Origin of the sequence: Rhizobium sp. ZW T2_16 (genome assembly GCF_044987325.1) — a bacterium.
Lineage (GTDB): Bacteria > Pseudomonadota > Alphaproteobacteria > Rhizobiales > Rhizobiaceae > Neorhizobium > Neorhizobium cellulosilyticum.
In genome coordinates this window covers 29,166-42,760 of record NZ_JBJDRG010000005.1, presented here as the reverse complement: position 1 = coordinate 42,760, position 13,595 = coordinate 29,166, and the positions used below count along the sequence as shown (strand labels likewise).

Below are 13,595 nucleotides of genomic sequence, written 5' to 3'. Positions count from 1 at the left end.
CCAACAACATCAGGCTTGGTGACCCTGCCCAAGCCAGTCGCAACCCAGATTTAAGGCGGCCCTGCGCGCCGGCGACCGCCAGCGCGCAGGTTGTTTTACGTCAGTGTCAGCCCTTGGCCTTCATCGGAACCACACGCGGTTCCTTGGCGGCCGGCTTGTCCTGTTCCTCGACATAAGCCTCGCCGTGGTAGCTGGCGATCAGAACGTCGCGGATTTCGGCGATCAGCGGATAACGCGGGTTGGCACCCGTGCACTGGTCGTCGAAGGCCATTTCGGCGAGCTTGTCGACCTTGGCCATGAAGTCGGCTTCGCCGACACCGGCTGCCTGGATCGAGGCCGGAATGTCGAGATCCTTCTTCAGCTGTTCCAGCCACTGGACGAGGTTCTCGACGGATGCCGCGTCGTTCTTACCGCCGAGGCCGAGATGCTGGGCAATCTCGGCATAACGGCATAGCGCCTTCGGCCGGTCATACTGGCTGAACGCCGCCTGCTTGCTCGGATTGTCGACTGCGTTGTAGCGGACGACGTTGGAGATCAGCAGCGCGTTAGACAGGCCATGCGGAATGTGGAATTCCGCACCGATCTTGTGCGCCATCGAATGGCATACGCCGAGGAAGGCATTGGCAAAGGCAATCCCGGCAAGCGTTGCGGCATTATGAACCTGCTCGCGAGCCTTCGGGTCCTTGGCGCCGTTCTTGTAGGCCGAGGGAAGATAGGTCTTGAGCAGCTTCAATGCCTGCAGCGCCTGGCCATCGGAATACTCGTTGGCCATGACCGAAACATAGGCCTCAAGCGCATGCGTAACCGCGTCGATACCACCATGCGCGGTCAAAGACTTCGGCATGTTCATGACCAGATTGGCGTCGACGATCGCCATATGCGGCGTCAGCTGGTAGTCGGCGATCGGATACTTGATGCCGGTCTTCTCGTCGGTCACCACCGCAAACGGGGTCACTTCCGAACCGGTGCCCGAGGTCGTCGGAACGGCCACGAACATGGCCTTCTTGCCGAGCGTCGGGAAGCGGTAGATGCGCTTGCGGATATCCATGAAGCGCAACGCCAGATCGGTGAACTCGACATCCGGATGCTCGTACATGACCCACATGATCTTGGCCGCATCCATCGGTGAACCGCCACCGACGGCAAGGATCAGGTCCGGCTGGAAGGCGTTGGCGAGTGCTGTCGCCTTGCGCACGACGGCAAGCGTCGGGTCGGCGCTGACTTCGAAGAAGACTTCGACCTCGAGACCGAGATCCTTGAGGATGCGGATCGTGTCGTTGACATTGCCGTTTTCGAACAGGAAGCGGTCGGTGACGATCAGGCAACGCTTTTTGTCCTTCAGGTCTTCAAGCGCAAACGGCAGGCTGCCGCGGCGGAAGTAGATCGATGGCGGCAACTTGTGCCAGAGCATGTTCTCTGCGCGCATGGCCACCGTCTTCCTGTTGATCAGATGCTGCGGGCCGACATTTTCCGAGATCGAATTGCCCCCCCACGAGCCGCAACCGAGCGTCAGCGACGGCGCGAGACGGAAGTTGTAGAGATCGCCGATACCGCCATGCGAGGCCGGCGAGTTGATCAGGATGCGCGAGGTCTTCATCTTCGCGCCGTAAGTAGCAATGCGCTCGGGCTGAAGATCCTGGTCGGTATAGAGAACCGAGGTGTGACCGACGCCGCCGAAGGCAACCAGCGCCTCGGCCTTGTCGCAGGCAGCCTCGAAGTTCTTCGCCTTGTACATGGCCAGAAGTGGCGACAGCTTCTCATAGGCAAAGGGTTCGGTCTCGTCGATCGCCTCGACTTCGGCAATCAGAACCTTGGTGCCGTTCGGAACCTCGAAGCCTGCCATCTCGGCAATCTTGTGCGCTGACTGGCCGACGATCTCGGCATTGATCGAGCCCTTCTTCAGGATCAGGCTCTTGATCGCACCCGCCTCGTTGCTCGACAGAACATAACCGCCATGGGTGCGGAAACGCTCGCGTACCGCATCATAGACGGCATCGACCACGACAACGGACTGTTCCGAGGCGCAGACGACGCCATTGTCGAAGGTCTTCGACATCAGGATCGAGGCAACAGCGCGCTTGATATCGGCAAATTCATCAATGACGGCAGGCGTATTGCCGGCACCCACGCCGATTGCCGGCTTGCCTGATGAATAGGCGGCCTTGACCATGCCGGGGCCACCGGTTGCCAGGATCAGGTCGATCGCCGGATGATGCATCAACGCATTGGAAAGCTCGACGCTTGGCTCGTCGATCCAGCCGATAATATCCTTCGGCGCACCGGCCTTGACGGCGGCTTCCAGAACGAGGCGAGCCGCCTCGCAGGTGGCGCGCTTGGCGCGCGGATGGGGAGAGAAGACGATACCGTTGCGGGTCTTCAGCGCAATCAGCGCCTTGAAGATCGCCGTCGAGGTCGGATTGGTGGTCGGCACGATGGCGCAGATCAGGCCGATCGGCTCAGCAACCGTTGCAATCCCGTATTCCGGCTCCTCGGAGAGAACGCCACAGGTCTTCTCGTCCTTGTATTTGTTGTAGATATATTCGGAGGCAAAATGGTTCTTCACCACTTTGTCCTCCATCACACCCATGCCGGTCTCCTCAACCGCCATCTTGGCAAGCGGGATACGAGCATTCGCAGCCGCCAGTGCGGCGTTGCGGAAGATTTCGTCAACCTGCTCCTGGCTGAAACTCGCATAAGCCTTCTGTGCAGCTTCAACCCGCGCCACAAGCGCGTCCAGCTCCGCAATCGTGCTAACTGTCATGATAATTCCACCTCAAATTGAATCATGGTGCGTGGTAAGTCGCGCTCATCACGCGTACTAAATCGATTTAGAAGACTAAATTCTGGACCAATGCGGCCAGGAAGCAAGCCTTTCGCGGCCTCCCGGAAACTATGTCGCGGCTGCAAAAACCCACAATGACATATGTCAATTTTCGCTCGCCCCGTGCATAGCGGCGAAAGCTTGGCTCACAATCCGGCCCGATGGATTTGAACGGTTGACTGGCCCCCGCCACGGACTATCACTGCAGGGCCCGCGACCCGGAAATACGACGCAGAGAAAACCATGCCTTTTGAAATTCAAGACACCATCATCGATGCCGACAGCGAAGTGCGGATCCGCCAGCGCCTGACGCTGGTCGCGCTCGGCAAGGAAAAGGCCGATGTGGCTCTGCGTGTCGGACGGCTTCTCGATGTCGCGACCCGCACATGGTCGCAAGACCAAGAAATCATCATCAAGGATCGCCGCATCGCCTATGTCGGCAAGGCCGGCTCCTATCCGGGCGAAGTGAGCACTCGTGTTAACGAACCGGATCTTTCCGCCGTGCCGGGCCTTGGCGAAGTGCACAAGCATATCGAAAGCTCGCATCTGACGCCTGAATGGGAAGCCGCTCTCGTCCTGCCGCGCGGCAATACCTGGACCTGCGAGGCAAGCCACGAATTTTCCAATGTCAACGGCGCAAAGACGCTGGAATTCTGGCTGAAGGCCCGCGAGGCCGGTTCGCCGCTGAAGATTTTTCCCCTGCCCGGCTCCGCCGTCCCACCCACAGCCTACGAGCATGGCGGCGGTTATCTCGGGTATGACGAGCAGAAGGCCTTTCTTCAACAGAGCCTGATGACGGCAGGCCTCGACGAGGTGATGGACTGGCCGGCAGTGTGGAACCCGGAAAATCCGTCGCATGAACGCCTCTGGGGCATGATCCGCGCGACGTTCGAAAAACGCGCCGTCGTCGAGGGCCATGCCGCCGGCATTCGCGACCTGCCATCGATCAATGCCTTCGCCGCAGCAGGCCTTGCCTCCGACCATGAAGCGTGGACGCCGGAAGAGTTCTGGGACAAGCTCACCCACGGCCTGTTCATGGAGCTTCGCCCGCACAGCCTGCCGGAAGTGATCAAGGGGCTTCTCGACCGCGGCCTTGCCGACTGGTCGCAGATCGCGCTCACCACCGACGACCGCTCGGCTTCCGATACGCTGAAACTCGGCGCCACCGACCACAATGTGCGCCTTGCGATCGAGGCCGGGCTTGCACCGGAGATCGCCATCCAGTGCGTCACAATCAATCCGGCCCGCCACATGCGCCTTACCCCCTGGGTCGGCTCGATCGCACCGGGCCGTTATGCCGATATCGTGCTTCTGTCGGATGTCGAAAAATTCGAGATCGCAAGGGTCTGGGCGGATGGAAAACAGGTGTCTGACCGCAAAACCTATCTGCCGGACGTGCCAAAGATCGACTGGCCGGAATGGGCGACCAACACCATCAATATCGGCCGCGACCTGACGGCGGATGATTTTGCCATCAAGGCCGAACCCGGCCGCCAGACGATGACGGCCGCCGTGCTGCGCCCCTTCCACTGGACCGATGATTTCCTGGCCTTCGACCTACCGGTCAGGGACGGTCTCGTGGAGCGGGACCACAGCCGCAACATCACCAAATTCTCGATCATCGACCGTTTTTCCGGCAAGGCTGCCGTGTCGAAAATGTTCTGGCTCGGTTGCGGCCCGTCGACACCCGATACGGCACTCGCCTGCTCGATGGCGCATGACAAGCATAATATCTGGTGCGTCGGCTCTTCCGACGAAGCCATGGCGAAAGCTGTCAACGCGGTTGCCGACAATGATGGCGGCTGGGCGCTGGTGCGGGAAGGAAAGGTCGTCGCCCGCGTGCGATACGAAGTGGCCGGCCTGATGAGCTGCCGCCCGGCGGAAGACCTGCATGAGGAAATGCAGGCGCTTTATGCCGAAGGCGAAAAGATCGACTGGATGTACGAGCCAAGCTTCCATCCGCGCTGGTTCGCCGGTTTCCCGGAGCGGCTGGCCTTCGCCACGCTCACCTGCGCGCCGTGGCGCTGGGTTCTGGTCGCGCCAAGCGATCACGCTCCGCAAGGCCTCGTCAATGTCGAGACCGGCGCCACCCACCCCGTTGTCTTCTAGTCAGAATATGTGAAATCCAGTCCGTCTGAGGAACAAGCCCATGAGTGCCCCCGTCTACAAATCTTTCGAACAGTCGCTTGCCGAATTCGACAATATCGCTGCCGCCGTTGCTCCGATCTCCGTCGAAGAGCTTCAATCCCGCATCGCCAAGCTGCAGGCCTTGATGCGGGAGGCGGGCGTCAAGGCCGTCTATCTCGACACCTCGACCAGCCTCACCTACTTCACCGGCATGACGCTCGGCGCCAGCGAGCGCCTGCACGGCGCGATCATCCCGTCCACCGGCGCGCCGATCTATATCAGCCCGGCATTCGAGGAGCCGAAGACGGTAACCCTGATCAAGATCCAGGGCGAGATCGCCACCTGGGAAGAGCATGAAGACCCGGCCCTGCTCGTTGCAAACCTGATCTGCGATCTGCCCGCAGAGGGCAGGACGCTCGCCTTCGACCCGGCCACGCCCTTCATGTTCTCAAGCCCGATCACCGCCCATATCGGCGCGCGGCTGACGATCATCGGCGCCGGTGATCTGATCGCAGCCTGCCGCCAGATCAAGTCGGCTACCGAAATCGCCATCATCCAAACGGCGATGACCGCCAGCCTGCGCGTCCACAAGGCCGTGTGGGAAGGGCTTTACGAAGGCGTTTCGACCACCGAAGTGACGGATTTCATCGCCAGCGCCCATGCAAAACTCGGCATGCGCCATGTCTTCGCCGCCGCCCAGTTCGGCGAGGCGACGGCCTATCCGCATGGGGTGCCCTACGCGCAGACGCTTGCCAAGGGTGACATGGTGCTGATCGATCTCGGCGCACATATCCATCGCTATTGCTCGGATATCACCCGCACCTATGTCTTCGGCGAGGCGACGGAGCGCCAGCGCGAACTCTGGAACATCGAAAAGAAAGCCCATCGCGCCGCCTTCGAGGCAGCCCAACTGGGTTCTCCCTGCGAGGACGTCGATGCCGCCGCCCGCAAGGTGCTGACGGATGCCGGCTACGGACCGGACTATCAGGTCCCCGGCCTGCCGCATCGCACCGGCCACGGTCTCGGCATGGACCTGCACGAAAACCCGTTCATCGTTCGCGGCAACAAGACGAAACTTCAGCCCGGCATGGTGTTTTCCGACGAGCCGATGCTCTGCGTATACGGCGAATGCGGCGTGCGGCTGGAAGACATCATCTACATGTCAGGAGAAGGCCCGGTCTTCTTCACCGAACCGGCCCATTCGATCGACAGGCCTTTCGGCTAAGTCGAGATATCAAACAAATTTTGACGGGGGTGCGGCTTTCTGGCCGCGCCCCCGCACTATCCATACCAGACCAGTCGTAATCGACAGGGCGAATGGTTCGACATCCCTGTTCCTCAATGGATTGCAGCTTGGCCTTCTCTCATACCCAACGGCGTTTTGCCGAAGGCAAGCCTGAACGCCTTGGTAAAATGCGATGCGCTTGAATATCCGACGTCGAAGGCAATATCGATCACGGCGCGGTTTGTGTTCTGAAGCAGTTCTCTGGCGCGCTCCAGGCGTATCTTGCGGTAGGCCGCTCCCGGGGAAAGCCCCGTCTGCTCCTCGAACAGCCGTTCAAGCTGACGCCGGGAAAGCCCGACCGACTTTGCCAACCCCTCCAGCGACACGTCGCCTTCCAGATTTTGCTCCATGGTAATCAGCACCGAGATGATACGCGGATCTCTCGCTTCAACGACAAACGGGCGCCGGGCCTGCGAATGGGTAGCCGATCTGGCCTGATCGATCTGCAGGACTTCAAGAGCATTCCTGGCTGCGTCTCTGCCGATATGGCGCTGAACCAGAACGTTAGCCAGATCCGCCGAACTGCTGCCGCCGGCACAGGAACCACGCTCACCGTCGATATGGAAAAGCCGATCCGAGCGAACCTTCAAATCCGGAAACCGCTCGCGAAAATCCTGGTGATGGAGCCAGCTGACGCAGCTCTCGTGGTTCGCCATCAGGCCGGCCTCGGCCAAAATGAAGGAGCCGGTACAGACGCCGATAAGCGGCACGCCCCTGGCGGACGCCTGTTTCAGGTAGGAGGCAGTCTCGTTGTCCACCGGCTGCGACACCGACAGGAGCCCGCCGACCACGACGATATAATTGAATCGGGCCGGGTCGATGAAATCCGTGGTCGGAGCAACCTGTATTCCGCAGCTTGACGTGACCATATGGCGGGTGCTGCTGAGAACCTGCCAGTCGGCAAGAACCCTGCCGGATCGATCCTTTTGATCACTGGCAAGACGCAACGTGTCGACGAACATGGCAAACGCCGACAGTGTGAACGACCGGGCGAGAATGAAACCCACCTTGAGAGATTTTTGCGGCTGTGCGGCGTCCTGCCGCTTGCGTTGTTCGGGCTGCACCGATCTCTCCCTTGCTGCGGCTTCGTGCGATGCCGCAATACATCACCTGATTTGAAAACCATGGGCAAGCAGATCGCGCTCGTCAACGAAGATCGGTCGTGGCCGATCACTCTCGCGCGTCTGAGCGCCTTTATGCTCTCGGCTTTGTCATTGGCGCACCCAGCCATCCATGCGCTAAATCCTACATGGACATATGCTGGAGATTAATAAATGCGGCGCGATGAAATTGGCGATCTTCTGGCGTTCATGGCCGTTGCAGAGGAACGGAGCTTTACCCGCGCGGCCGCAAGGATGGGCACGTCGCAATCGTCGCTCAGTCACACGATCCGGCGGATGGAGGAGCGGATGGGCGTACGCCTGCTCACCCGCACGACGCGCAACGTCGCACCGACCGATGCTGGCGAACAATTGCTTGAAACGCTGCGCCCGGCATTCGATGACATCGAAACTCGCGTCGATGCGATAAGCGCGCTCGGTGCCAAGCCCGCCGGAACCATTCGTCTGACATCGAGCCGCCAGCCAGCGGTCGGCATCGTCATGCCCGCGGCAAGCCGGATTATGGCGGAATATCCCGACATCAATATCGAAATCTCGGTCGACCAGCGTTTCACCGACATCGTCACCGAACGTTACGATGCGGGCATTCGGCTGGGCGAGCGGGTGGAGAAGGATATGGTGGCGGTACGGATTGGCCCGGAACTGCGCATGGTCGTTGCCGGATCACCCGCCTATTTCGAGAGGAAAGGCAGGCCGCTATCGCCGCATGACCTGACACAGCATGTCTGCATGAACCTTCGGCTTCCCACACTTGGCGGCCTTTATGCCTGGGAATTCGAGAAGGACGACAGACCGCTCAATGTGCGCGTCCAGGGCCAGTTCACCTGCAATGATGTGCCCATGCTGGTCGAGGCAGCCGTCAACGGCCTCGGCCTTGTGTGTCTTCCGGACGATCAGTTCGGCAAGCTGTTCGATGAGGGAAAGCTGGAACGTGTGCTTGAGGACTGGTGCCCGCCATTCCCCGGATATCACCTCTATTATCCCAGCCGCCGACAGGTATCTCCCGCCTTCCGCCTGCTGATCGAAGCCTTGCGTTATCGTGACTGAGAGACCGGAGCTTTCTAGGGATTTGTCCATCGATCGTCGCCGGTTTTATGTCTGGAACACGATTGTTCCAGACGCACCGGGGCCGCAAAGAAACTTCCGCACTTGCCCTGAAAATAGAATACCAAGTCAGTAGAAATCTGTCGGGACCAGATAGGCTCGTGATCATCGATCAATCGCTCGGCCGGCTTGCCGCCGGCGGGTACCATCCTTCGATCCGATGAGGAAAATCATGTCCCACCCCGTGCTTGGCGTGGATCACAGCTATCTGCTGGTCAATGATCTCGATGACAGCGCCGAACGTTACCGCCGCCTTGGCTTCACGCTTTCTCCCCGAGGGCTTCACAGTCCGCAAAAAGGATCGGCCAACTACACGATCATTTTTCAGGACGACTATCTCGAGCTTCTTGGACTGGTCGCCGAGACCGAACTCAATGCACCGCAGCGCAAGACGCTCGCGACCTATGGCCAGGGCCTGCAGGCGATTGCCAATCGCACCGCAAGTGCGGACGCAGCCAAGCCTGCGCTTGCCGAACTCGGCATCAGGACGGGAGAGATCAGCGCGTTTTCACGTCCACTCCCCCTGCCCGGCGGCGGCGAAGGCATTGCAAGCTTCAGGACATTGGGCTTCGACCCTGAGCAAGTACCGCTCGGGCACTTCTTCCTTTGCCAGCACGAAACGCGCGACATGGTGTGGAGGCCGGAACTTCAGGACCATGCCAATGGCGCGATTGGTCTTGGCGGCATAACCGGCATCAGCGACGATCCTCGCAAGACGGCGGAAACCTATGCAAGCTTCTATGCCGCAGGTCGTGTCGAGGAAATCGAAGGCGGTTTTCGTGTTGAGACCGGCCAGAATTCGGCACCGCTGTTCTTCTTCGAACCGGCAGCGATTGCCGCGCTTTACCCGGGTCTCGATATTGCCAGGACACCCGCCAATGGCTTTGCCGTGCTGCGCATTCGGGTGAAGGATCGCGAAAAGACAGCAGAGCTTCTCTCCGCTCAGGGCATCGCGTTCATCAGGACATCTGCCGGAGGCATTGCCGTTTCACCGGCGGATGCGAGCGGAGCAGTGGTCGAGTTCATCTGAGATCACAGGAATGCCGTGGCGATCTCGCCGCGGCATTCCTTGAGAATTAGAGGCTGAGGCCCGACAAAGAGAAGCGCTCTCTGTCGGGCCCGATATTCGCGAAAAATCGAAGAGCCTTGATCAGGCGGCAGGCCCCGGTTCCACCACAAGCTTGCAGCACCCCTCTTCACCTGGCCTCCAGGTTTCCCCCTTGAAGACAAAACCGGCCGCCTTGAACAGGCCGCCATCAATCGCTCCGCCCGCCTTGCACAAGAGTTCGAGATCGTCATCGGACCGCCCCATCGCCTGCCATGCTTCCTTCAGCGGACAGCGATGAAACTTGATTTCCAGGCGCTCGTCGTCGTTTCAACGAACTTCCGGCTGAAAGAGGATATCACCTGCCGGAATGGTGCCGAGAAACCGCTCCTTCAGGGCCATCAATCTATCCGGGCCGAGATCGGCAAACCGGGCGCCGGCGGTAATACCCATACGGCGCGTCGCTTCGGACAGAAGCTCGACGGACTTTTGCGTGCCGAACGCGTCCCGCAGCACGTCGAATATGTTGGCATAGGCTGCGGCGCGCATATTGAAAGCCGCCTGCAGCCATTCGATCGGCACCAGATGGCCGGTTTTGCTGTTCTCACTCATGACGCAGATCGTCTCCCAGTTCACTTATAGGCAGGCTCAAGCCTGTCCTTCAGCCGGTACCAACCGAGCATGGCCGGAGCGACACGTTTTGCAATCGGATGGAAGGGAATGGTGCGGACCGGGGTTATCGGAACAGCCAGATCCCGCTGACCGACACCTTCGATCGCGTCGGCAAAGACCTTGCCGAGCGAGGTTGCCAAGGCGACACCGCGGCCGTTACAGGCGCTCCATGTCCACAGCCCGGGCGCGGGATTATAGAATTGCGGCATCCGGTCCACCGTCATGCCGATACGGCCATTCCAGACGAAGTCGAATTTCGGCCTGCCCATCTGCGGAAAGATCCCGGCCAATCGTTTGCCGATCCGCTCTTTCAGCCGCTCCGCACCGTTGAACGGAAACATCAGCGCCCCACCGGTCACAAGCCGACCACGGGCATCCCAGCGGAAGAAACGCAGGTCACCATGGGTATCCGACAATGCCTGTCGCCCTGGCAGAACACTGGCGCGCACCGCGTCCGGCTGCGGTTCAGTCGCCATCTGCCACGACAGGATTGGTACGAGCGAATGCGCGACCTTCGGCGCCAGCCGGCTTTCGAACCAGTCCGTGTAGCCATTCGAGGCTAAAATGACCTGATCGGATATGACGCGCCCAGCGGGGGTCGAGATCACCCATCCCGACGATGTTTTCTCGATCGACCGGACAGGCGTGTTTTCGTGTAGCACTGCGCCGGCGGCGGTGAGGCGATCGGCAAGCCCTCTGGCAAAGGCCAGCGGATTGATGTGCCCGCCACTGCTGTTGAGCATGCCGCCATACCAGTCTCGCGAGCCGATTAGATCGGCAGTCTCTGCCGCATCGAGCAGGCGAACCGGTGCGCCGCGGCGCGACCAGGCTTCCACGCGACTTGCCGAAAGCCGCACACGCCCGGGCGAATGCGCCGGCTGAAACCAGCCGTTCTGTTGCGCCTCGCAATCGATGTCGTGTCTACGTACGAGGTCGAAAAGATAGGAAGCGCTATCGCTGACCAGCTGGGCGAACCGCTCCCCGGCCTCCCCATGGGTTTTCGCAATGCTGTCCGGTTCGGCACCGGTCATGGTGGGAATGACCTGACCGTTATTACGGCCGGACGCCCCCCAGCCAACCTGAACGACCTCGAGCATGATCACCTTGTGGCCACGCTCGGCAAGATGAAGAGCGGCCGAAAGGCCGGTAAAGCCGGCTCCGATGATCGCAACCCCTGCCCTCGCCTCGCCTGAGAGGCTGGAATTGGAGGTCCGCGGGCGCGTTACCGCGTTCCAGAGTGAAGGAGGAAAATCGGGGGATGCAATATCACTCATAATTATGTTCCATAATATCGAAACCGGAAAAGCAATCCGCACCAATCGCCTTGCGGATCACCTATTTTCGAGCATTGCCTGGTCGCGTTGGAAGTTAAGCGGCAGCTACGGATGCAGGAGACTTGTGGTCGATACGACCGGTAACATTGGTACCGCGCTTGAGAAGATTGAGGATCGGGCAGGCCTTTTCGACAGCCGCCGCAACACGGGCAATCGCATCCGGGCTGGCGTCCGAAACCAACGAAACCGTGTATTCGAAATCATGCGGATAGACCGGAATATCCTCATGCCCTTCGGAGCCGCCTCGCGGGTCGATCCTTGCCGAGACTTCCGCATGCAACTCTTCCAGAGCGACCTGCTGATCTGCCGCGTGGATGAGCCAGGTATGGGTCAGGCAACTAGAAAGCGCACCGACCAGCAACTCCGGAGACGCCGGTCCGAGATTGTAACCGGCAAAATCCGGCGGACTGTCGGAGACGACCTGGAAATCCCGAATACGAATACGGCGCACACCGCTGCGGCCTTCCGCACTCGCACTCGCCTTCAGTGTTGCGACACCAAGTTCGCCGGATTTGATACGCCTGCGCCGCTCAAGCAGTGCCGCCCGCTTTTGAGCCAGGTAATCCTTCAATGTCGACATCTGTTTCGTCTCCTGATCGATGAACCGGCCGTTGTTCAGATGAACACCGCCGGGCACAGGAGCTTACCGCCGGCCGACTCTGGCAGTATACAAAAATTATATACTATTGCCGCCCACAAGCGGAAACGAAGTTACGACCTTTGGCGGAACCGCGGAAATTCCACCTCATGCCCGCAAGCTGTTGACGAAAGCCAGAAGAGCCGGGATCGCTCTCCTTGATTTGCAAAAAGGCCCTCGATCCATGCCGGAGCGAAGGCCTTTGCGTCATTCTTCACTCACGCCTTGAACAGCGACTTCAGCGTCGATGGCTGGCTGCGGTGATACTGAGGGGCGGCGGAAACCTCGCCGCCCAAAGCGGCAGCGGCATGCCACGGCCAGCGCGGATCATAGAGGATCGTACGGGCGAGGCCGATAAGATCTGCATCACCTGTCGCAACGATCGCTTCTGCCTGAGACGGTTCGGTGATCAACCCGACGGCGACGACCGGCATTTTCACCGCGGCCTTGACGGCACGCGCGAACGGCACCTGATAGCTCGGCGACACGGGGATTTTCTGGTCGACATGCAGCCCGCCGGTCGACACGTTGATCGCGTCGCAGCCATGGCTCTCCAATGCCTTGGCAAACTCGATCGTTTCATCCAGGTTCCAGCCGCCATCATACCAGTCGGTTGCCGAGACGCGAACCGATACGACCTTGTCGGCCGGGAAAGCGGCCCGCACCGCGTCGAACACTTCCAGCGGGAAGCGCATGCGGTTTTCGAGGCTTCCGCCGTATTCGTCGGTCCGCTGGTTGGCGAGCGGAGACAGGAATGAATGCAGCAGATAGCCGTGCGCGGCATGGATCTGCACCGCATCGATGCCGATACGCGCCGCGCGAATTGCGGCCTGGACAAATGCGTCGCGGATCTCGTTCATCCGCTCGCGGGAAAGTTCGGTCGGCACCGTGTCGGTCGATTTGAACGGAACTGCGGACGGTGCCTCGGTCTGCCAGCCATCCTTGTGATCGGCGGGAAGCTGCGCACCACCGAGCCACGGCAGGTTTGACGATGCCTTGCGCCCGGCATGGGCAAGCTGAACGGCGATCGGAATGTTCGACCACTTGCGGACGCTTTCCAGCGTCCGGCGCATCGCCGCTTCCGTCGCGTCATCATACAAGCCGACATCGGCATAGCTGATCCGACCTTCGGGAACGACAGCCGTCGCCTCGATCGTCAACAGACCGGCACCGGAAAGCGCCAATTGCCCCAGATGGATCAGATGCCAGTCGGTCATGCATCCATCCACCGCGGAATAGGTGCACATCGGTGCGATGGTGATACGGTTCTCAAGCTCGAGATTGCGGATCTTGAACGGTGTGAAAAGCTGTGGCTGAGGCATGTCGCTCACTTTCGGAATGATAGGGTTCGACGCCGCATTCAATATCGAGACGCCGCCGGCTGCTTGTAGATTCGACCGATATCCGCAGGTGCAATAGAAGTGCTGGTATGGTGTAAGACATACCTAT

11 protein-coding genes are annotated in these 13,595 nt (G+C 60.1%); 4 read left to right on the top strand and 7 right to left on the bottom strand.

The window, feature by feature from the left end:
- Nucleotides 1-106: 106 nt before the first annotated feature.
- A complete protein-coding gene (gene adhE, locus ACI3K0_RS14975) occupies nucleotides 107-2,761 on the bottom strand; it encodes a bifunctional acetaldehyde-CoA/alcohol dehydrogenase (protein WP_206826637.1) in 2,655 nt (884 codons plus the stop codon).
- Nucleotides 2,762-3,064: 303 nt separating this feature from the next.
- Here adhE and ACI3K0_RS14970 point away from each other — a divergent pair, with 303 nt between their 5' ends.
- Complete coding sequence (locus ACI3K0_RS14970) at nucleotides 3,065-4,930, top strand: adenine deaminase (RefSeq protein ID WP_404945543.1); 1,866 nt, start codon at nucleotides 3,065-3,067, stop codon at nucleotides 4,928-4,930.
- Between the two features lie 40 nt (nucleotides 4,931-4,970).
- Nucleotides 4,971-6,173: a M24 family metallopeptidase gene (locus ACI3K0_RS14965; RefSeq protein ID WP_404945542.1), complete on the top strand. Its 1,203-nt coding sequence runs from the start codon at nucleotides 4,971-4,973 to the stop codon at nucleotides 6,171-6,173.
- Between the two features lie 113 nt (nucleotides 6,174-6,286).
- Here the strand turns inward: ACI3K0_RS14965 and ACI3K0_RS14960 are convergent, their stop codons facing one another.
- Entirely contained in the window at nucleotides 6,287-7,297 is a 1,011-nt protein-coding gene (locus ACI3K0_RS14960; protein WP_404945541.1) for a GlxA family transcriptional regulator, read from the bottom strand.
- 210 nt (nucleotides 7,298-7,507) lie between these two features.
- Here ACI3K0_RS14960 and ACI3K0_RS14955 point away from each other — a divergent pair, with 210 nt between their 5' ends.
- The gene (locus ACI3K0_RS14955; protein WP_206826629.1) at nucleotides 7,508-8,401 is read left to right on the top strand and encodes a LysR family transcriptional regulator; all 894 of its coding nucleotides are present in this window, start codon (nucleotides 7,508-7,510) and stop codon (nucleotides 8,399-8,401) included.
- A gap of 229 nt (nucleotides 8,402-8,630) precedes the next feature.
- Nucleotides 8,631-9,488 carry a VOC family protein gene (locus ACI3K0_RS14950; protein WP_206826627.1) on the top strand — a complete coding sequence of 286 codons (858 nt, stop codon included), beginning with the start codon at nucleotides 8,631-8,633 and terminating at the stop codon, nucleotides 9,486-9,488.
- Between the two features lie 120 nt (nucleotides 9,489-9,608).
- Here the strand turns inward: ACI3K0_RS14950 and ACI3K0_RS14945 are convergent, their stop codons facing one another.
- The 5 genes from ACI3K0_RS14945 to ACI3K0_RS14925 form a co-directional block, all read right to left on the bottom strand.
- Nucleotides 9,609-9,770 (bottom strand): hypothetical protein, encoded by a 162-nt coding sequence (locus ACI3K0_RS14945; protein WP_404945540.1) that lies wholly within the window; start codon nucleotides 9,768-9,770, stop codon nucleotides 9,609-9,611.
- A gap of 63 nt (nucleotides 9,771-9,833) precedes the next feature.
- Entirely contained in the window at nucleotides 9,834-10,115 is a 282-nt protein-coding gene (locus tag ACI3K0_RS14940; protein ID WP_206826625.1) for a hypothetical protein, read from the bottom strand.
- 20 nt (nucleotides 10,116-10,135) lie between these two features.
- A complete protein-coding gene (locus ACI3K0_RS14935; RefSeq protein ID WP_404945539.1) occupies nucleotides 10,136-11,449 on the bottom strand; it encodes an NAD(P)/FAD-dependent oxidoreductase in 1,314 nt (437 codons plus the stop codon).
- A 94-nt stretch (nucleotides 11,450-11,543) separates the two neighbouring features.
- Complete coding sequence (locus tag ACI3K0_RS14930; protein ID WP_404945538.1) at nucleotides 11,544-12,089, bottom strand: OsmC family protein; 546 nt, start codon at nucleotides 12,087-12,089, stop codon at nucleotides 11,544-11,546.
- Nucleotides 12,090-12,364: 275 nt separating this feature from the next.
- Entirely contained in the window at nucleotides 12,365-13,468 is a 1,104-nt protein-coding gene (locus tag ACI3K0_RS14925; protein WP_206826619.1) for an NADH:flavin oxidoreductase/NADH oxidase, read from the bottom strand.
- Nucleotides 13,469-13,595: the final 127 nt, after the last annotated feature.